Source organism: Secundilactobacillus similis DSM 23365 = JCM 2765 (genome assembly GCF_001311075.1).
In the GTDB taxonomy this organism is placed as follows: Bacteria; Bacillota; Bacilli; order Lactobacillales; family Lactobacillaceae; genus Secundilactobacillus; species Secundilactobacillus similis.
Genome location: NZ_BBAD01000021.1, coordinates 21,876 through 42,030 on the forward strand (window position 1 = coordinate 21,876; position 20,155 = coordinate 42,030).

Below are 20,155 nucleotides of genomic sequence, written 5' to 3' on the forward strand. Positions count from 1 at the left end.
CGCGTATGACATAAGGCACTCGCACCCCGAAACCCACGGGGCACGACTGCCTAAGTCATACCGACACTGCTGAGCTCCGCGCGCCTCCGCCTCCCGCTACATGGTGCGCTGTTGGCAACCAGAACAGTTGATTGTCATATTCTGAAGTTGACGAAACCGCGTGGCGGCAACGTTGGACAGTAACTCAATAGCTGCAGAAACGATTATGGTCGATGCTCAGTTGTCGGAATGAATCGACGATTGTGCTGTAGAAGATTCGCCAAGTATGCGTCACATTTGCGTGGATTTAACGTAGTTACGTTGATACTCAGACTGCGTCAACTTAGGCGTTCGTCAAATCAACGGTGATCGTTGCAATCCTGTAGCCAACCGTACAGTCAAGCACTTGATGTTCTGCGATAGTACCGAACTGCGCAATGTGAGATGGAGGTAGCCGGCCAGGTGTATGCTGTGTCGCGATAATTGGTGGTTGTTGGCGATTTTTCAACAACCGCTAATTATCGGGGACGATTTCAGACTCGCATGGGTTTTGGCGAGGCTGAAATTCGAGGACTGAGACCGCCCTTTGGCTCAGGCCGGCCCCACAGCAGGAACCTGACCGGCTACCGGAATCGACAGCTTACGCAAATCACCGCACTTCACAAACTAAACAGCAGAATGCTTACGCTGGACACAAACGTAAGTTAAACTTTTCGATAAGCAAAATACAACGTCAATAGCAGATAAAGTCCAGTAAACCCAAGCAATCCCCAAAACATTGCCGTGTAACTGGACAAATCGATGACCTTACCAAGGACGAAGGCGCCGGCGCCCATACCGAAGTCGTAGCTGTTGAGAAACATGCCGGTTGCAGATTCGCGTTTAGCCATGCCGGCGCGTTTAAGGACCAAGACTGGGCAGTTGGGAAGATGGCGCCGTCCGCTGCGCCGTAGAAAACGCCGGCTAAAATGAGTTGCCAGCCGGTGTGAACGTTGATGATCAGTAGCAGCCCAACAATGAGGCAAACAACGCTAGGAATCATGATGATGAACGGCCCGCGTTGGTCAAACAGGTTGCCGACAAATGGGCGCATCAAAACGCCGACTACGGCCGCGGCAAAGAAGAACCACGCAATCGTTGTGACGTGGCGTTGTTGTGCAAACAACGTGGTATACGCGGCAACCCCGTTCATGATAACGCCGAGGCAGAAGACCAGCAGGCACTGTGGCAGAAAGGCGATGTCAAAGCTAGACCGTAGCGAAGTAGCGGTATTTGTCGTTGCTACCGGTTTTGGGGTCATGAAAAAGAGCATTAACACGGGAAAGGCCAGAATAATGATGCAGGTGATGAAGAAGGCGTTGTAGCCGAGGTGTTGTGCGATGGGCAGGGCGATTAAAGGTGCTAAAGACGCCGTTAGCATACTGCTAACACCGAAGTAGCCCATTCCTTCGCCAAGTCGGTTCATCGGCAGTTCATCGGCTGCCGCGGTGGCGAAGTAGGTGGTGCCGAGGCCGTGACCGACGCCGTTGAGGATTCGTAATGCAATCAAGAAGGCAAATGGCGTGAGCAATGGGTAGCCGATGGACGTGAACAGGTAGAGCAGCACACCAACCAGAAGCAACGTTTTCTTACTGAAAATTGTCAATAATTTCCCTGAAAACAACCGAACGACCATTGCGGCAAACATAATGGTTCCGACAAACAGGCCAATTTGGGAGGCGCTCAATCCCAAGAATTTTCCAAACAGTGGGAGAACGGGGACTTGCATGTTGTACACCATAAACAGCAGGGCGTTACTGCCAAACAGGAGGGTGAAGTTTTTAGTCCAAAATGAACGTTGAGTAGACATGGTGAGGATCCTTTCAGTAGGCGGCCTAAAAACGGCCAGACAAAATTATCGCTAATCTTGTCTGGCCGTGTTCGCCGTCCGATTTTCATCTTATCTCGTCATAGTGACGCTCCGATTAATAAGTTTACTTTAGCGAAATTCTTGGAGAGCGTCAAGTTTTGATTGGAAGAATGACGGAATTGAAAAACTGCTGAGTTTAATTGATATGACGCGGGTAGTTTGATTGAAAGTCGCGCTGGTGGCGCTGATTGGTTTCAAGGCCGCCAATTACCTTTGAAGCCGATAATTTTCACGTCTCATTTGAAGGATTATTCTTGCGGTGATTCGCCGAAATCGGTATGCTTAAGTCATTAAGTAAACGGTTGCATTTAAAGGAGGACTTTTCATGAAAGTTGTGATTATCGGCGGCGTTGCCGGGGGACCATCGCTTGCGACGCGGTTACGGCGAATTACCGAGAAGGCGGAGATCGTGTTGCTGGAACGGGGCGACCACATTTCGTACGCCAGTTGTGCGTTACCGTACTATTTAGGTGGCGTGATCACTGACCGGGACTCGTTGATCGAACGGACACCAGCGATTTTGAAGCAGAAAAATAATATCGATGTGCGCGTCAATAATGAAGTCACGGCAATTGATCCGGTTCGGCAGGTGTTGACGGTAACTGAACTTAAAACTGGCGAACAGTATGAAGAGGGCTACGATAAGCTCGTTTTAGCAACCGGTGCACGGCCAGTGTTGCCGCCAATCACGGGTATTAACGAGGTCGATAACGCCTTTATGATTCGCAGTATGACGGATGCGGATCATATCAAATCCTTCATGGACGCTCACCAGCCGCAAAACGTGACGGTCTTGGGCGCCGGAGCAGCCGGGGTTGAACTGGCTGAAAACTTCCGGCACGCTGGCTTAGCGGTGACGTTGGTCGACCAAGCACAGCAGGTGATGCAGCCGTATGATTCGGAGCTGACACCGTTTATTCAAGCGGAGTTGACCCAACATGACATTCGGGTGATTTTAGGTCAATCAGTTGCTATGGTGCAGGATCAGGGCGCACGGTGGTGTTGGCTGATGGTCAGCATTTGCCAACCGACATGTTGATCGTGGTCACCGGCGTGCGGCCGAATAACGAACTGGCAGCAAGTGCGGGCATTAAACTGGCAGCTAACGGGCACGTTGTGGTGGATGATCATTTGGCCACTAGCGTTGAGAACATTTATGCGATTGGTGACGTGATTGAAACCACCAGTTTGATCACCGGCTTACCAACACCAAGCGTGCTGTCCAGTCCGGCTAACCGGCAAGGGCATTTATTAGCTGATATTTTGACCGGTGCACCGTTGACCTATAACGGCTTTATCGGCGTCAGTGTCGTGAAGATTTTTGATCTGACGGCGAGTTGCGTGGGGTACACGGAACAGACGCTGAAGGCAGCGGGGATCACCGATTACGAAACGTTATTCGTCACGCCGTTTGACCACGCCTTCTTCTATCCAAATGCGCAACGATTGAACATCAAACTGATTTTTGATAAGGCGACCGGCAAGATTTACGGCGGTCAGTTCGTTGGCCACAGTGGCGTGGATAAACGGGCTGCCGAGCTGTCAGTGGCCATTACGGGTGGCTTAACGGTGCACGATTTACCAAGCATGGAATTCCCATACTCGCCACCATACGCCGCCAGTCGGGATGCGTTGAATATCGTTGGCTACGTGGCGTTAAATAAGCTGAACCAAACCGAAACAGTGGTTAATTACAGCGACTTAACGCAAGAAGAACGCGAAACGGGTATCTTCTTGGACGTCCGCGAAGCAGGCAAACCAGCTTACGGCACGTTGCGAGCCAACTTGCACGTGCCATTAAGCGAATTACGGGACCGCTTAGCAGACATCCCAAAGGACCGCCCAGTCTACATCCTGTACCGTCCAGGATTGGCGCCGTATAATGCGACGACGATTTTGATGGGGAATGGGTATCAGGTTGTGGTGGTTAAGAGCGCGGAGCAAGGCGGTTAGAGAGTGGAGCGTAAGCGACTTCCGCCATAAGCCCTGGTTTTTGGGGCTTGGGGCGGAAGTTGCTTACGTGCAACTCTCTGCCTTGCGGAGCGCATTTCGGCGCGGTAGCCAGAACGTGCGAATGCTGACAAACTTCCTAATAGAGTTGACTTGCGGAACCTTGAAGTTCAAGTGGCGCCGAAACCAAAGTAGTAGGAATGCACGTCGCCACAAGCACTCGGTAGTGCGAAAGAACGCTACCGGTTTTGGTAGGTTTGCTTGGCCCGCCCTTACATGCAACTCTCTGCCTTGCGGAGCGCATTTCGGCGTGGTAGCCAGAACGTGCGAATGCTGACAAACTTCCTAATAGAGTTGACTTGCGGAACCTTGAAGTTCAAGCGGCGCCGAAACCAAAGTAGTAGGAATGCACGTCGCCATAAGCACTCGGTAGTACGAAAGAACACTACCAGAGTGTGCTTGACCAGCCAACAAAACCAAATCACCAAAAAGGACACTACGCGATCACCGACCTCGGTGTAGCGCAGTGTCCTTTTAAATTACGGTCAAACCTACTCCCGCAAATTCTCACTCTGACTCTTCCAAATCCGCCCACGCAGCCGATCCATCTTCCGGTCCAGCAACGATACATCGTCCGCCGTTTGCGACAGATTTTCGCGTAGTAGCGTCTTATTGGCAACGTCTTTTTTATAGTTCAGTTCGTGTTCAACGGATGCCCAAAAGTTCATCGCGATGGTTCGAATCTGAATCTCAACGTCAATGTTTTCCGTCCCGCTAGACAGGTAAATCGGCACCGACACAATCAGATGTAGGCTCCGATACCCGTTTTCCTTGGGGTACTCAATGTAGTCCTTACGTTGCACCACAGTGACATCGGGTTGCGCCATCAACATATCTTCAATCGTATAAACGTCGCTGATAAATCGAGTGATGACGCGGACGCCTGCGATATCGTGAAGCTTATTAAAGATGGTATCGCGCGTTTTGGAAAGTGTTTCCGGTCCACTTTTTCCAAAATACTATCTGGCGTTTGATCCGGTGTTGCATACTATCCACTAAATCGTAGTCGTTTTTCAGTTTAAATTCCCGGTTCAAAAAGTTGAGCTTGTCCATGACGAAATCCATGGCGGTTCGGTACCGAATCATGAAAGCTTCCGCTAATTTCATTGAATCAGAAATCGTTCGTTGGTCGACTAAGTCCTCGTAGAAGGCTTGATTATTCATGGTTTAAATTCCTCTTTTTTCAGGTTAACAGCTTACACCTATTATACGACATCCAGCATTTGCCACGCATGATAATTATCTGTGAGGCTTGTTCCCGGATAACCCGCAATACGCTATAATAAAGCCAGCGTTAGTTACCGAGCGGGCGGTAATACCCGATTTCGGACTAATTTTTAGGGGAGGAATTTTAATTTGGCACCACAATACGTAACGATCCTAAAATTCACCTGGGTCGCGGCCGCCGTTTTCTTGCTGATTTTTCTGGCGAGTTATCTCCGGGACCGCACCAAGTTGCGTAACGGGATCTGGTTTAACCTATTTTTCTATACTTTTTGGGCTGACGTTGGCGCAACGATTCTGGTATCGGGCATCAACGGCTGATTTTTCCAGTTGGCTTTCTATTTTTGTTTCTGCTATTTTGTATCGGCATGTTGTTTGCCTTTCAATCGGTTTTGCTACTGTGGAATGCGGCGATTGTTTGGCGCCGAGAGAGTCATTCGCTGGCAAACATGCTGACGCTGTATTTAGGCGTTGCCATTATCATCATGCCGTTTATCGCGCAGGCGATTCAGAACCACTTACCGCTATTCTGGTCAACGCTGTTCATCTCGTTTCCCGCGATGTGCATCGCGTACGCGGTCTTTTGGTTCTATAACTATTTGACGGTCTTAGTGCTCTATCAACTGTACTGGCCACGTCACAACAAAGATTTCATCATCGTTTTGGGTGCCGGTTTAATGGACGGCGATAAGGTTACGCCACTGCTTGCCCAGCGAATTGACCGGGGCATTCATTTTTACCAAATCCAGAAAAAGCGGACCGGTAAAGCACCCAAATGATTCTTTCTGGCGGTCAGGGTGGCGATGAAACCATTCCTGAAGGCGAAGCGATGCGCCGTTACGCCATTGCTCACGATGTTGACGTCAACGATGCGATTGCGGAGACTGAATCCCGCACGACGTTGGAGAATATGTCATTTTCTAAGAAGATTATCGACGGCTTCAAGTTGAGTAAGCCAAAAGTGATCTTCGTCAGCAACAACTACCACACGTTTAGAGCGGCAATTTTCGCTAAGACGGTGGGCTTAAAGGCGGCCGGAATTGGGTCGCGGACGGCGCGGTTCTTCTTACCAAATGCCGTGGTGCGTGAGTACATCGCCATCGTCATTCGGCAGAAGCGGCTTCATACGATTATGCTGGGATTGATTTTTGTGCTCTCGCTGTTTTGGAGCGTTTTGTCGGCGCATCCGGAGTGGATTGCTGGCGTGGTGCGGAGTTTGCAGCATTTTATTGATTCGATTTAGTTTTGAGATTTTAAAAACGTCATGGGTTCTGAGAGGTTGTCAGAGCGCATGGCGTTTTTGATGGTTGTTTGTTTTGGTTGAATTGGGTAGTGATGGTGGGGAACTACGCTAAAGATAGGGTTTTCCTATCTTAGAGTGGTTAATGGCGACGTGCTTTGAGGCGGCGTTTGTTTCGGCGTTAATGGGGCTTATTTATTCCAGAATTTAGTTACTATGAAATAGTCATTCCGGAACTTTTTCCCTTCGCCGCGCTCTAACCGCTTCTCCTCACGCTCTAAAACTTAATCCTCTTCCCCAACGCATAAATCAAAACCCCACCAATCGACATCGACAACAACTCGCCCAAACCAATCGTCAGCCAGCTCCAGAAGAATGGCAGGTTTGAGATCCAGTGGAGTTCGGCTGCGATGGTGAACATTGATAGTGAGACGATGATATCGGTCACTAGGAATTTGACCCGCATATCCGGGATGCGTTTCGTGACCCAGCGAACTAGGATGAGGACCAGTAACGTTGAGAGGGTGCCAATCGGTACGTCCAGCGTCCAGGTTGGTGACGTGAAATTAGCTAAAAACACACCAAGGTCACGCCCCAGATATACCGCTTGTTATAGAGCGCCAGATAGTTAAACATCTCGGCAATCCGAATCTGGACCACCCCAAAACTGATGGGGGCCAGAATGATGGTGATCGCGATGTAAAGTGCAGCGACCACGGCGGTTTTAGCGATACTCTGAGTTGAGAGACTTGATGTGTTTGCAGAATTCTTCATAATTTCTCCTTTATAACCAATATAGTGGTTAGTGATATACCCCGGCCAAAGGATTGAAGTGTCGGGGATGAAACGAATTGGAAAAACATCAGCCACTAGTTTAGCACGTTTGGAAACTGATGCCAAATGCAGTTTAAGCTATCGGGCTAACCAGCCACCATCAATTGGCAACGTGGTGCCGTGAATGTAACTGGCCTGCTCACTAGCGACAAATAACGTGAGGTTGGCGACTTCTTCAGCAGAAGCCCACCGCTTAGCTGGTGTCTGATCAGCCACCCACTTAGCCATGTGACCGTCACCAGCGAAGTCAGCGGCGTTCATTGGCGTGTCGATGGCACCGGGCGCAATGCAGTTAGCCCGGATGCCTTCAGCAGCGTAGTCGATATCGAGTTGTTTCGTCAAACCAATGATAGCGTGCTTAGCAGCCGTGTAGGCGATCCCACCACCACCGGCAACGAGACCAGCAATCGACGCCATGTTGACGAAGACACCGTGCTTTTGGGCGAGAAAAGTGGGGAGGGCGGCTTTGACGAACAGAAACTGACTGTTGAGGTCAACGTTTAAGATGTGTTGCCACTGGTCAAAGCTGGTATCCATCGCGGGACTGTACCCGTCAAGAATGCCCGCGGTATTGCAGACGATGTCGAGACGGTCAGTGGCAGATAGTGCCAACGCAACGGCTTGTTCAGCCGTTTGTGGTCGGCTAACGTCACCAATCAACGGATGGAGCCGTTCGCTATCGGCCGTTGTGACGGTTTGTTGAAGTCCGACCATGTCTTGGTCGACTGCGATAACGTTAGCGCCAGCCTTAATAAAACCAAGCGCTTGCGCTGCACCGATGCCGGAGGCCGCCCCAGTCACGATAACCGTTTGACCGTCAAATTGACCAGCCATTAATCGGTCACCAGTTCCCAGTCGGTTGCCAAAATGTCGCAGTCAGTAGGTGACCAAGCGCTGTAAGCTTCGTCAGCTGTCTTAATCAGGAAGTAAGGATTCAAGGCATCACCGTTAAAAGTGCCAGCAGGCTGAAGTTCGATAAAGAGCTCAGTCCCTTCCCAACCAGTCCGAACCGCGCGTTCGCCGTTTTTAATATGGGGTAAAATTGCTTCAAATGTCATGTGGAATGACCTCCTTGAGTTGTTTGGTTTAGTGTAACATAAGAGAGAGTGGAATGGGGCGGTTAAAGAGCGGTGTGTAAGCTAACCTTGGTGAAATCCCCGGGCTTGGGATTTTACCAAGGTTAGCTTACATGCAGCTCTTTGCCCCATGGAACTCGTTTCGGCTTGAGGACAGTGAACAGCAGAGAGTGTGAAGAAAAACGGGTTAAAGTCGGAGCCTAAGGGCAACTGACCAGAAAACCTGAACTTTGGGCTTTTTGGTCAGTTGCCCTTAGGTGCAGACTTCAGTTTCTAGGAACACGTTTAGTCTCGAGGACAGTGAACAGCAGGAAATCAAAAGAAACGAGGCAAAGGCAATCCCATTTTAATTCCGGAACGCTCAACCACCTCCCACTACCAAATCATAAAGAATCCCCAATAATTCCCTAACCCCAGTTGTATTTTCCCAACAACGCGCCTATCATTAAAATTAAGTGAAAGAAAATACAACTTTAAAAAAGTGAAAAAATAAACAAGCAAACGGAGGACCTGCCATGGATCTAAAACAACTCAATCCAGAAATTATCGATGTTCAACCTTCAGCCCTACGCCAATTTGACCATCAGATCAGTCAGTACCCGGGTATCGTTAAGCTCACGTTAGGTGAACCCGACTTCAACGTGCCAGAGCACATTAAGCAGGCTGCGATTCAGTCGATCAATGATAACCAATCCCACTATACTTACTACTGGGGAATTCAAGAACTTCGCGATGCGGCGTCAACTTACTACCGTGAGAAGTTCGGTTACAACTATTCGGCGGACCAGATTCTCTGTACGGTTGGTGCCACGGAAGGATTAGCCGCCACCTTCAAGACGCTATTTAACCCGGGTGACGGGGTGATCATTCCCGGACCCGCTTATCCAATTTACAAGACGCTGGCTAATGTGAATGGCTTAACACCAATTATGGTGGATACCAGTGATTCTGGGTTTGTGTTAACCTCTGAACAAGTTGAGACGGCGATCGCAGCTCATCCAGATGTGACGGTTCGTGGGGTTGTGATTACAGATCCATGTAATCCTACCGGGGTCGTTTATACCGAAGACCAACTCAAGGCACTAGTGCCAACTCTGAAAGACCGTGAGCTGTGGATCATTAGCGATGAAATTTATGGTGAGTTAACTTACGGTGTGAAGCACTATTCGCTGTCAACGTGGCTTCCAGATCAAACCATCATTATCAATGGGTTATCTAAATCCCACGCCATGACCGGCTGGCGAATCGGCTTTGCTTTTGGGCCAACTGGGGTGATCGATGAAATTGCGAAAGCCCATCAATTCCAAGTCACCACGCCGACCTCAATCGTCCAGTACGCGGCGGTTGAAGCGCTGACCCACGGCCAAGATGATGCTGCCCAGATGCGAGCGATTTATCAAAAACGCTGTGCTTACTTGAAGCAGGAGTGACTAAACTCGGCTTTGAAATGGTCGAACCCGGTGGGGCCTTCTACATTTTCGCCAAGATTCCAGAAGCTTGTCACCAGACCAGCACACAGTTTGCGGATCGGTTAGCGGCGGACTATCACGTTGGTATTATGCCAGGAAAGCCGTTTGGCGATGACCGTTACTTACGGATCAGCTACGCTCGAGTGATGAGAATATCCGGACGGCCGTGAGCGCGTTGGGCAAGTTGTTGCAGGATTTAACCAAATAATTTTAATGCAAAATAAAAAATACCTGAAAATCCAATCCGGATTCTCGGGTATTTTTGCTTAATGGGCTGGTCGGAATAATAATCACTGAAATAGTAAGCTGAAGGCGCCAATCAAAGCGCCGGTTACCATAGCGGTCAGTCGAAGTTTGCGATCGAAGTTCACGCCAACATCTCCTTAAATTATGTATACGCTGGTTAGCATACAACGATAAGTTGATAAATTCAAGGGTGAAACGTTCGATAACATATATGAAATCAAGCTTAAATTAGGTTAAATAGTCGCCTAAATTAGTGGGCTTAGCTAACGTTTCCTGTTAGAATGAACTTATTGAGACGACTTAACGTCAATTGAAACGGGGGAATTAACGTGATTGCAGGAATTATTGTTGCCGTAATCGTTGCGATTTTGGTGATTGCTTACATTAGCGCGTACAACGGCTTGATCAAGGGCCGGACCTACGTTCAAGAATCTTGGAGCCAAATCGACGTGCAACTCAAGCGGCGAAACGACTTGATCCCAAACCTGATTGAAACGGTGAAGGCTACAGTCATTACGAACAAAGTACGTTGGAAAAGGTGGTTGGCTTACGGAATCAAATGGCCAATGTGCCAGCCGGTGACCACCAAGCGGCCATGGAAGTGTCCGACCAACTGAGTGCTTCTTTGAAGAGTATTTTTGCGGTGGCCGAAGCTTATCCAGATTTAAAGGCGGATAGTGAGTACACCAAGTTAATGGAAGAACTGACCAACACTGAAAACAAGATTGCCTACTCTCGGCAACTGTATAACTCAAGTGTGGCCAGCTTTAACCTGAAGATCCAATCGTTCCCAAGTAACATCGTGGCGTCGATTCACCACTTCAAGTTGAGCGATTACCTTGAGGTGCCTGAAGAAGAAAAGGCAGCCCCAAAGGTTTCCTTTGATAAATAAGCGAGGATGATGCGGCGTGCTATACGAACAAATTGCACAAAATAAACGGCGGACGGTCTACGTCATGGTCGGGTTCGTGTTACTGTTGCTGGTGATTGGGAGTGCCATTGGCTACGTTTTTTGGAATAGTCTGGTTGCCGGAGCAGTTATGGCACTGGTATTTGCGGCGGTTTACTGTGGCATTATGATCAGTAACTCCACCAACGTGGTCATGCAGATGAATCACGGTCACGAGATCACTAGTGCGGAACAGGCACCGGAACTCTGGCATGTGGTGGAAGACATGGCGTTGGTGGCCAAGGTCCCGATGCCGCGGGTGTTCATCATTGACGATCCTAGTCCCAACGCCTTTGCGACGGGGAACAACCCGGAACACGCTGCGGTGGCGGCGACTAGTGGGATTCTCGAACGGCTTAACCGTGAAGAACTTGAAGGTGTGATGGCGCATGAAATGACCCACGTCCGCAACTACGATATTCGACTACAAACCATTGCCTTAGCGTTAGCGGCCGCAATCAGTATGATGGTGAACTTCGTGACCCACTATTTCTGGTGGGGTGGCGGTCGCCGACGAGATAACGATAACGAGGGTGGCGGCTGGTTACAGGTCATCATGCTGGTGATTTCGATCCTAGCGGTGATTCTGGGACCGTTAGCCGCTACGATTGCCCAACTGGCACTGTCGCGTAACCGTGAGTATTTGGCGGATGCCGGTGCGGTTGAACTGACACGGAATCCCCATGGGTTGATCTCTGCGCTGGAGAAGATTTCGGTTGCGGACCCCATGAAGGCACCCGATGCTAGTAGCGCAGCGCTTTACATTGCCGATCCGTTTAAGAAGAAACGCAGCTTTGCTCACCTGTTTGATACCCATCCACCAATGGCGGATCGGATTGATCGACTTGAGCATATGTAATGAGAAAAGGCGATTGCCAGTTTTTGCGGTCGTCTTTTTTTGTTGCGCCTGTGATGCTGTTGTTTCGGTTATGAGGTACGCTTTGCTTGAACTACCGATTCCGGTAAGCAGCTACGCTTTCAGTGATACCTGTCCCATCGCCCGTAATACCGCCTCAGTTGTTTCTAGTTCAGACTCACTAAATTGAGCTAAAACGGTATTGTAAGCCGCTGCTTCTTCACGGTGTAACGCATCGTGAAGTTCGGCCAGAATCGTTCCGGTTGGGGTGATGGCGAGGTCGTAGGCTTTTTTGTTGTTAGGTAAAGGTACTTTGACAAGTAGTTCAGCGGTGAGTAACTTTTTAACGTATCGCGACAGCATGCCCTGTGAAAAGTTGACTTGGCTGGTCAACGTTTTATAGGGGAGTTCGTGCGTTTGGTTAACTAAGCTGAGAATCTCGATTTCAGAGTGGTTAAGGCGTTGATGGCCAAGATGTTCTAATTGGGTTGGTGTCAGGCGAGAATCGTGTCGCATTCGTTGCATGAGGACGTCGTGAAAGTCGCCACGATGGGCTTCGAGGGATTGGATGACCTGACGTAGGGTTTGAAGGTTGGTCATGGAAAGGACTCCTTTTTTGAATGATGTTTTAACAGAACTAAATAGTAGCGCAATTGCTAAGGGTTAACTTCATTCATAAATATTACTAGTAATCTATTTACATTACAAGTAATTAATCGTATACTCTAAAATACATTACTAGTAATAAATAATTTAAAAAAGGAAGTTTTAACTATGAAAGCAGCCGTAGTAACGAATTTTAACCAAGCGCCAACTTACCAAGAATTTGACGCACCAATCGCAAAAGAGGGCCAAGTGTTGATCGATGTTCTTGCCGCTAGTGTTAATCAGCGGGTGTTATCTCAAGCGAATGGGAGCCACTACACAAGTAATCACCAACTGCCATTGATTCCCGGCATCGATGGCGTTGGTCGAACTCAGGCGGGTCAATTAGTCTATTTTGGTGCCACTGGGCCAGTTTATGGCGCATTAGCGGACCAAACCGTGGTTGATCAACGAGTAATTTTACCGCTAGCGGATACGGTTGATCCTGCGGTGGTTGCCGCAACCGCAAACCCAGCGTTGTCATCGTATATGGCCATCAAAGTTCGGTTGGGTGAAGCGAAGATTAAGAATAAAAAAGTGATGGTGTTGGGCGCCACGGGTAATGCTGGCCGGTTGGCAGTCACGATTAGTCAGTACTTTGGTGCCAAAACGGTCATTGGGGTTGGCCGCAACGCTGCCGAATTACAGGCAAGCGCTGCTGACCAAACAATCAACTTGACGGATGCTGATTTAAAGTCGCAGTTGGCAGCCGTGAGTGACGTGGATGTGGTACTCGACTACCTCTGGGGTGATGTCACTCGCCAAGTGATGATGGGCATTTTGACGCAACGTCACAACCACGCACAACCACTTGACTGGGTTGAAATTGGTTCATTAGCTGGATCAGAGATGGCGTTTCCGAGTGCCGCGCTTAGAAGTACAGCGTTGACGGTATTGGGGAGTGGCCAAGGCTCACTCGCGTTGCCAGAAATGTTAGGCCAATTTCCCGGATTATTGAAATTAATTGAAGCTGACACGTTGGCGGTGCCCGTTACGACAGCGCCATTGAAGACGGTTCATGAAAACTGGCCAACGGCGACGACTAACCGGTTAGTATTTCGTCCATAATCTCGTTTTCACCCCCGAACTGCGATAAAATAGAACCGAATAGGAGGGGGTCGCGTGAAACAGCAATCAACGCTTCAAACGGTGGCTTGGGTGATCTGGGGAATCGCGTTACTTGGCGTTCTCTGGGGATTCTTAGGTGCTAGTTGGTGGCATACTGGCATGATGATGGGGATGCGGCACTATGGCATGGGCATGATGGGCAGTCATTCGTACTGGCCAGTTGGCTTCAGTATGGTGTTAGCAAGTTTTTGGAACGTTTGGAAACTGGTGTTGTTAGTTGTAGCATTTGTTGCGACTTGGCGGTTAACGCCGGTTCGCACGGCCACGATGCCAATCGTGTTCTTGGTGTTGGCCTTCTTAGGGAGTCCGCTCTACGCAGTTCCGGGAATCTGGGGGTTAGTGGTGTATTTTCAACAATCAAACCTACCCAAAAGATGAAAAATCCAGCAATCAACGCGGTTTTGGTGAACTAGGGCTTTAAACCCCGGCGAGAACATGCTAAATTAAGATGAGAACATTAAAATTTAAGGAGTGTTGCGGCATGACACGAAAAATTGGCATTATCGGAATCGGAAACGTTGGGGCAGCGATTGCCCACCACGTTGTAGTTGACGGCTATGCGGACGAGTTAGTTCTCATTGATACGCGGGAAGAAAAGGTGAACGCGGATGCACTTGATTTTCAAGATGCCATGCCAAACCTCCCGCACCACACGACAATCACGGTGAACGACTACGATGCGTTGAAGGATGCAGACTTAGTGGTGTCATCAGTCGGCAACATTGCGTTACAATTAACGACGACTAATGACCGCTTCGTGGAATTTCCATTTACCAGCAAGGCAGCTCAGGACGTGGCGGGTAAGATCAAAGCGTCTGGGTTCCACGGCATCTTAGTGGTCATCACGAACCCAGTGGATGTCATCACGTCAATCTACCAGAAAATCACTGGTTTACCTAAGAATCACGTCATCGGAACCGGGACGTTGTTGGACTCTGCCCGGATGAAACGAGCGGTTGCCAATGAATTAAAGATTGACGCGCGCTCCGTAAACGGGTATAACTTGGGAGAGCACGGTAATTCTCAATTTACGGCTTGGTCCACGGTTCGCGTGTTGGGTCGGCCAATCACCGAGATTGCGACTGACAAAGGTTTGGACCTAGAAGCACTTGATCAAGAGGCGCGGGCTGGTGGTTACACGGTCTTTAATGGCAAACATTATACCAACTACGCGATTGCTTCAGCGGCGGTTCGGTTGATCAACGTGATCCTAAGCGGTGCCGCAACTGAATTGCCGGTATCAAACTACCGCAAAGAATACGATGCTTACTTGTCTTACCCAGCAATCGTTGGCCAAGATGGGATTCAAGAACAGATCCAACTCGATCTGACCGAAGAAGAATTGAAGAAGTTACAGGTTTCAGCGGACTTTATTCAACAAAAGTTTGCTGAAAGCCAACAAAACAGCTAAATTAAACTTGAAAAGGCCTTTTGCCGAACGCGGGAATTTTGCCAACGTTTGACGAAGGGTTTTTGTACGCTATGGGGAATGTTCACTATTGAACGATAGCGACGCCGTGACGGGGGCTGACTCCGCCGTACATAGTCTCAAATTGACCATACTCTATCTGAAAGGAAATGATTTCATGACAGCATCAAAAACGCTCTTATCACCAACAACGCTTTATCAACATGGCACGCTCGCCTTACTCGTACCGGGGTTACTTGCCGGCACCATTACCATGGGCGAACTGTTGAAGCACGGTGATACCGGCATTGGAACCGGGGAAGGCCTTGATGGTGAATTGATCATTTTGGACGGCGTACCCTATCAAGTGACAAGTGACGGCAAAGTGACCGTTGTCGATGACGACTTTACGATGCCCTTTGTGACGGTCCACCAAGCGGCCTTTAAAAAACTAGTGAACGTTAGTGATACCAACCAATTTATGCTAGAACAACAGGTTTTACAGGAGGCGGCTGCGCAAAATACCTTCTTCTCGATTGAAGTCACCGGGACGTTTACCCACGTGAAGACGCGGGCGGTTGAAAAATCGGTCGAACCCTACCACACGCTGGCCCAAACGGCGCGGAATCAAGGGTTGTTCGAAAAGGACGATGTCCGCGGCACCTTAGTCAGTTACTACTCACCAGAAATTTTTGATGGTGCAGCGGTAGGCGGCTTCCACCACCACTTCATCTCAGACGACCACGATTTCGGTGGCCACGTGTTAAGCTTCCACGTCGATCAAGCGACAGTGGGGTTACAGGTGTTTGATACGCTGGAACAACACTTACCGACTAAGAATAAGCCGTATATGGATCATGATTTTTCGGATGATCAGATTACGGAGACGATTAGGGCGGCGGAGAAATAAGAGTGCGAAGCAAAGCGGTTAAAGAGTGGAGTACAACGGCACCCAAGCAATATTGGCTGGTTTTTAGCAATATTGCTTGGGTGCGTTGTATGCAACTCTTTGCTTTGCTTCGCACGTTTCGGCGCGGTGGCCAGAACGAAATAACGGTGACAAGCTGCTTAATTGAGCTGACTTTGAGAAAGCAAAAGTTTGAACTGAGCCGAAAATAAGGTAATAGTAGTGAGCGTCGCCGGGTAAGTCACTGAAATAGTAATGAACGTCGTAAGAAAATCAGATTAATAATAAAATGGTTTCTCAAACAACTGAATAAACACCTAACCGAAAATCGGCCCCCGCAACCTACCTTGCGAGTGGTCGATTTTCGCGTTTAAATAGGAATTGGTAGGGAATAGTTGGGGGGTACTATTCTTGAATCAAACTCAAATGGTGTCTTAGCCGGGCAGGATTGGCGACGTGCGTCACTGCTACGTATTTTCGATGCCACGTTAACTTCTAATTGGCAATAATCGGGCACATTAAGAAGCCTGCTTACGTTACTGGTTTCAGGCCTCCGCGCCGAAACGAGTTGCGAAGGGCAGAGAGCTGCATGTAAGGTGACTTCAGTAAAAACGCCCAGGCCCGGGGCGCTTTTACTGAAGTCACCTTACACACTGCTCTCTAACCGCCCTTCTCCACTCTCTATACTGGACTTCCCCCAAAAACAACTGTTATACTATTCTTTATGCGCAATTTACGAACAAAAAATTAATCAACCAAACAAGGGGAGGAATCGTTCATGTCAGCCAAAGTCAAACGCGCCATTTTTATTTTAATTCTCAGTGAGTTCCTGGTTTGTCTGGGAATCGGTCTCGTCATTCCGGTGATGCCGTTCTTGAAGACCGAACTACATTTATCCGCACTGGATATGGGAATCATGACGTCGCTGTTTGCGTTGGCGCAGTTCGTGGCTTCTCCCATTGTGGGGCGAATCTCGGATAAGGTAGGGCGGAAACCGATTTTAGCGATTGGCTTGGCGCTCTACATGGTGTCGGAATTTGTCTTTGCCGTGACGAACTATCTGTGGGTGTTCAACATCTCACGGATTATTGGCGGAATTTCGGCTGCTATGGTGACGCCCACTGGGATGGCGTTGGCGGCTGATATTACGACCAAGCGGCAACGGGCGAAGGTGATTGGCTGGCTCTCGGCGGCATTTAGTGGTGGCTTGATCCTTGGCCCCGGCGTTGGTGGAATTCTTGCCGGCATCGACTACAAGGCACCGTTCTGGGTCGCTGGGGTTCTCGGGTTGTTGAGCACGATTGCCTTGTTGGCGATGTTACCAAAAGATTCGGATATCGACATGGTCAACACCGACGTGGAGCAAATGCAGCGGGATATCAACAGCATGAAGGGCGATTGGCGTGACCTGTTGATCAAGCCCGTCATCTTACTGTTTGTGCTGATTCTTGTGTCTTCGTTTGGGTTACAAGGGTTTGAAAGTATCTACAGCCTGTACGTCAACGAAGTGTTCCACTTCAGCATCGACAACATTGCGTTAGTCTTGACGCTGAACGGGTTGATTTCGCTGTTCTTCCAGGTCATGCTGTTCGATCGCCTCGTGGTCTGGTTGAAGGAAACGCGGCTGATTCGCTACTGTTTCCTGTTAGCATTTGCGGGCACGATTTGGATTATCTTTGCCCACAGCAAGATTGAAGTCATCATCGCTACGCTGTTTGCGTTCACGGCGTTTGATTTACTTCGGCCGGCGATTACCACGTTGTTGACCAAATTAAGCGCCAAGAATCAAGGCTGATCAATGGGCTTAACATGTCGTTGACCAGTGTCGGGAACGTCATTGGCCCATTGATGTCTGGCGCGTTGCTGGATATGAATACCCACTATCCTTACATTGTCGTGGCCGGGTTCTTGGGCGTATCCTATTTGATGACGTTTGCGGTGCGGATCAAAGCACATGCAATCAGCTAAGGGGTTACCGATGATCAAGGAACTTTTACGGCAACTGCAGCACGATGTGATGATGTGGGTCGCCTTGGCGGTTGCGTTAGTGACGATGCTGATTAGCCGACCGCGACTCAGTGACGTGAATTGGCAGACGATTGCGTCCTTAGCAGCGTTAATGGCGGTGGTTCAGGTATTTGAACGGCTACACGTTTTAGATGCGTTAGCGGCGCGGTTAATTGCGCCGGTGAAGCATCAGCGACAATTGGTGCAGGTATTGTTGGTACTGGCGTTTTTCAGCGCGATGTTGTTGACAAATGACGTGGCGATTATCACATTGGTGCCATTATTGGTGATGATTTCTGAGATGGTGGGCTTCTCGGCGGTGATGCCCACCGTTTTGATTGCGATGGCAGCCAACCTTGGGAGCCTGTTGACACCGATGGGCAATCCGCAGAACCTATTTTTGCTCACGCATTACCACTTGAGTTTAGGACACTTCTTGCAGTTGTCCTGGCCAATCAGTGTGGCGAGTGCGATTCTTTTGTGGGGCCTTTCTTGGCTGATTCCGAAGCACCAAATTGAGCGCCCGCAATCCGTACCAGTGCAACTCAATGGTCGGTTAGTAAGCATTGCCGGGGTTGCGACCGTTGTCATCCTATTGGGGATCTTTTCACTGATTCCGCTTTGGGTGATGGGGCTAGTAGCGCTTGGGTTGTTGGTACTGATTGACTGGCGACTGATCGTTAAAATCGATTACGGGCTGTTGCTGACCTTCATCGGCTTCTTTATTGCGGTTGCAATCTCAGTCGGGCGCCGTGGATCGCTGGCGGGGTGCAACAGTTAGTGCACACGCCTTTGACCACGTATCTTAGTGCACTCGGGTTGAGCCAGTTCATTAGTAACGTGCCGGCCACGATTTTACTGGCGAAATTCACCGGTCAAGTTCACGCACTGTTTTTAGGTGTCAACGTTGGTGGATTAGGGACTTTAGTGGCCTCATTGGCGAACTTGCTGGCGTATAAAGCCTACCAAAACCGGGTGGTGAAGCCTTCCGGACGGTATTTACGTGTGGCCACGGTCTTGAACTTTGGCGCGTTGTTGGTCCTCGGCCTCGTTGGTTGGGGGTTGCTTCAATTAGCGGGTTAAGCGTACACTGACCCTATTAGCAAAATGATGGAGGAACGTTGTGAAAAAAGCAGAACTTGCGAGCCGGTTTTTGACCCGGCACTTAACTCAGTTTCAGTGTCCGGTGTGTCAGGGACGTTTACTGACGGCGGATGATGGCACGTTGCGGTGCGAAAACGACCATAACTTTGATGTCTCCAAAAAGGGCACGTTGTTCTTACTTAACGCCCCTGTGAAGACCGAATATTCGGATGAAATGCTGCGGTACCGGCAACAAGTTTTGACGGCCGGGTTCTTTGAGCCAATGCTGCAGGAAGTGTTGCGGCACATTGACGGTGGCGGTTTGATTCTGGATGCTGGTTGCGGCGAAGGAACGACGACTAAATGGCTGGCTAACCAGCACGTTGCGGGTGATTATGTCGGCATTGATATCTCGAAGCCAGCCATCAACTTGGCTGGTTCTGGCGCAATCACTGAACACCAACCCCTGTTTGCCGTGGGCGACTTGGCGCGGTTACCGTTTGCGGACCATCAGGTTCAGACGATCGTTAACATCTTATCGCCGGCTAACTACCATGAATTTGACCGGGTACTGGCTAAGGGTGGCCGGTTGATTAAAGTCATCCCGAATAGCCAATATTTGAAGGAATTACGGGCGCTGGTTTATCCGGAAGGTGAACACGCAACCTACGATAATACGCCCGTTAAACAGCATTTTATCGACCAATACGGCGACATTGACTTCACCCCGGTCCATTACGAATTTAGTTTAACGCCAGCACTGTTTAAAGCGTTGTTTGAAATGACGCCGTTGACTTGGCAGGCAGCTGACCGAAAAGATGCGATTTTAGAACAGGGGTTGGCGTCGATTACGGCTGACTTTGAGGTTGGCGTTGTGACGGCTTCTTAATTTAGAATTTTAGTGAGTCTACCTTGTTGGGTAGGCTTTTTTTGTTGTCGTTTGTGTCTAGCGTAAGCGTTGGGTGGATTTGGGGTGAAGGCTGTTTGTCGTCGCTTCGCTCGCCAAAGCCGCATGAAAACCGGCGCTTTCAGGCTACAAAATTCGGCGCCACTTTGGCTGTTATTTCCAGGGTTCCTGAAGTTATAGGAACTTGTCAACCACGCGTTTTCTGGCCACCACGCCGAATGGTGTTGCGCGAGACTGAGAGCTGCATGTAAGGCGAGTCCGGTAAACCCGCCAGGCCC

17 protein-coding genes and 5 pseudogenes are annotated in these 20,155 nt (G+C 49.4%); 15 read left to right on the forward strand and 7 right to left on the reverse strand.

Annotated elements, in window-relative coordinates:
• Positions 1 to 712 precede the first annotated feature (712 nt).
• Complete coding sequence (locus JCM2765_RS06660; protein ID WP_054735243.1) at positions 713 to 1,828, reverse strand: MFS transporter; 1,116 nt, start codon at positions 1,826 to 1,828, stop codon at positions 713 to 715.
• 385 nt (positions 1,829 to 2,213) lie between these two features.
• On the opposite strand from JCM2765_RS06660, the pseudogene JCM2765_RS06665 reads away from it, so the two are divergent.
• Positions 2,214 to 3,841: pseudogene (locus JCM2765_RS06665) on the forward strand (FAD-dependent oxidoreductase).
• Positions 3,842 to 4,389: 548 nt separating this feature from the next.
• Here JCM2765_RS06665 and JCM2765_RS06670 read toward each other — a convergent pair.
• Together JCM2765_RS06670 and JCM2765_RS06675 are read right to left on the reverse strand one after the other, a co-directional pair.
• Entirely contained in the window at positions 4,390 to 4,809 is a 420-nt protein-coding gene (locus tag JCM2765_RS06670; RefSeq protein WP_082405025.1) for a GTP pyrophosphokinase, read from the reverse strand.
• On the reverse strand, positions 4,802 to 5,062 hold the full coding sequence (locus JCM2765_RS06675) for a hypothetical protein (protein WP_054735250.1): 261 nt from the start codon (positions 5,060 to 5,062) through the stop codon (positions 4,802 to 4,804). Before JCM2765_RS06675 ends, JCM2765_RS06670 begins: the two co-directional genes overlap by 8 nt.
• Before the next feature lie 192 nt (positions 5,063 to 5,254).
• Here JCM2765_RS06675 and JCM2765_RS17095 point away from each other — a divergent pair, with 192 nt between their 5' ends.
• Genes JCM2765_RS17095 through JCM2765_RS17105 form a run of 3 tightly spaced genes read left to right on the forward strand, consistent with a single transcriptional unit; the run spans position 5,255 to position 6,365 of the window.
• Positions 5,255 to 5,443, forward strand: a complete 189-nt coding sequence (locus JCM2765_RS17095; RefSeq protein WP_156301704.1) for a hypothetical protein — start codon at positions 5,255 to 5,257, stop codon at positions 5,441 to 5,443.
• A gap of 23 nt (positions 5,444 to 5,466) precedes the next feature.
• Positions 5,467 to 5,901: a YdcF family protein gene (locus JCM2765_RS17100; RefSeq protein ID WP_156301705.1), complete on the forward strand. Its 435-nt coding sequence runs from the start codon at positions 5,467 to 5,469 to the stop codon at positions 5,899 to 5,901.
• Positions 5,898 to 6,365, forward strand: coding sequence for a YdcF family protein (locus tag JCM2765_RS17105; RefSeq protein WP_156301706.1), 468 nt, complete (start codon positions 5,898 to 5,900; stop codon positions 6,363 to 6,365). The genes JCM2765_RS17100 and JCM2765_RS17105 overlap by 4 nt, the downstream gene beginning before the upstream one ends.
• A gap of 274 nt (positions 6,366 to 6,639) precedes the next feature.
• Here JCM2765_RS17105 and JCM2765_RS06685 read toward each other — a convergent pair.
• The 3 genes and pseudogenes from JCM2765_RS06685 to JCM2765_RS06695 form a co-directional block, all read right to left on the reverse strand.
• Positions 6,640 to 7,136 (reverse strand): annotated as a pseudogene (locus JCM2765_RS06685) (QueT transporter family protein).
• Positions 7,137 to 7,274: 138 nt separating this feature from the next.
• Positions 7,275 to 8,030 (reverse strand): 3-oxoacyl-ACP reductase, encoded by a 756-nt coding sequence (locus tag JCM2765_RS06690; protein ID WP_054735253.1) that lies wholly within the window; start codon positions 8,028 to 8,030, stop codon positions 7,275 to 7,277.
• Positions 8,030 to 8,254, reverse strand: coding sequence for a DUF2829 domain-containing protein (locus JCM2765_RS06695; RefSeq protein WP_054735257.1), 225 nt, complete (start codon positions 8,252 to 8,254; stop codon positions 8,030 to 8,032). The genes JCM2765_RS06690 and JCM2765_RS06695 overlap by 1 nt, the downstream gene beginning before the upstream one ends.
• Positions 8,255 to 8,787: 533 nt before the next feature.
• Here JCM2765_RS06695 and JCM2765_RS06700 point away from each other — a divergent pair.
• The 3 genes and pseudogenes from JCM2765_RS06700 (at position 8,788) to htpX (ending at position 11,795) form a co-directional block, all read left to right on the forward strand.
• Positions 8,788 to 9,911: pseudogene (locus tag JCM2765_RS06700) on the forward strand (aminotransferase class I/II-fold pyridoxal phosphate-dependent enzyme).
• Positions 9,912 to 10,316: 405 nt separating this feature from the next.
• A pseudogene (locus JCM2765_RS06705) lies at positions 10,317 to 10,879 on the forward strand (LemA family protein).
• A gap of 16 nt (positions 10,880 to 10,895) precedes the next feature.
• Positions 10,896 to 11,795 carry a zinc metalloprotease HtpX gene (htpX, locus tag JCM2765_RS06710; RefSeq protein WP_054735261.1) on the forward strand — a complete coding sequence of 300 codons (900 nt, stop codon included), beginning with the start codon at positions 10,896 to 10,898 and terminating at the stop codon, positions 11,793 to 11,795.
• A 111-nt stretch (positions 11,796 to 11,906) separates the two neighbouring features.
• Here the strand turns inward: htpX and JCM2765_RS06715 are convergent, their stop codons facing one another.
• Positions 11,907 to 12,392: a MarR family transcriptional regulator gene (locus tag JCM2765_RS06715; protein ID WP_054735264.1), complete on the reverse strand. Its 486-nt coding sequence runs from the start codon at positions 12,390 to 12,392 to the stop codon at positions 11,907 to 11,909.
• 174 nt (positions 12,393 to 12,566) lie between these two features.
• On the opposite strand from JCM2765_RS06715, the gene JCM2765_RS06720 reads away from it, so the two are divergent.
• The 8 genes and pseudogenes from JCM2765_RS06720 (at position 12,567) to JCM2765_RS06755 (ending at position 19,859) form a co-directional block, all read left to right on the forward strand.
• Complete coding sequence (locus tag JCM2765_RS06720) at positions 12,567 to 13,505, forward strand: quinone oxidoreductase family protein (protein WP_054735267.1); 939 nt, start codon at positions 12,567 to 12,569, stop codon at positions 13,503 to 13,505.
• Positions 13,506 to 13,559: 54 nt separating this feature from the next.
• Positions 13,560 to 13,943, forward strand: coding sequence for a hypothetical protein (locus JCM2765_RS06725; RefSeq protein WP_054735270.1), 384 nt, complete (start codon positions 13,560 to 13,562; stop codon positions 13,941 to 13,943).
• Between the two features lie 103 nt (positions 13,944 to 14,046).
• Complete coding sequence (locus tag JCM2765_RS06730) at positions 14,047 to 14,976, forward strand: L-lactate dehydrogenase (protein WP_054735274.1); 930 nt, start codon at positions 14,047 to 14,049, stop codon at positions 14,974 to 14,976.
• A 175-nt stretch (positions 14,977 to 15,151) separates the two neighbouring features.
• Positions 15,152 to 15,883, forward strand: coding sequence for an acetolactate decarboxylase (gene budA, locus JCM2765_RS06735; RefSeq protein WP_054735277.1), 732 nt, complete (start codon positions 15,152 to 15,154; stop codon positions 15,881 to 15,883).
• Between the two features lie 775 nt (positions 15,884 to 16,658).
• Positions 16,659 to 17,848, forward strand: a pseudogene (locus tag JCM2765_RS06745) (MFS transporter).
• Positions 17,835 to 18,668, forward strand: a complete 834-nt coding sequence (locus JCM2765_RS06750; RefSeq protein WP_225352020.1) for an SLC13 family permease — start codon at positions 17,835 to 17,837, stop codon at positions 18,666 to 18,668. Before JCM2765_RS06745 ends, JCM2765_RS06750 begins: the two are co-directional and overlap by 14 nt.
• Positions 18,656 to 18,970: a transporter permease gene (locus tag JCM2765_RS18065; RefSeq protein ID WP_225352021.1), complete on the forward strand. Its 315-nt coding sequence runs from the start codon at positions 18,656 to 18,658 to the stop codon at positions 18,968 to 18,970. The genes JCM2765_RS06750 and JCM2765_RS18065 overlap by 13 nt, the downstream gene beginning before the upstream one ends.
• A gap of 40 nt (positions 18,971 to 19,010) precedes the next feature.
• Positions 19,011 to 19,859 carry a methyltransferase domain-containing protein gene (locus JCM2765_RS06755; protein WP_054735283.1) on the forward strand — a complete coding sequence of 283 codons (849 nt, stop codon included), beginning with the start codon at positions 19,011 to 19,013 and terminating at the stop codon, positions 19,857 to 19,859.
• Positions 19,860 to 20,155 lie beyond the last annotated feature (296 nt).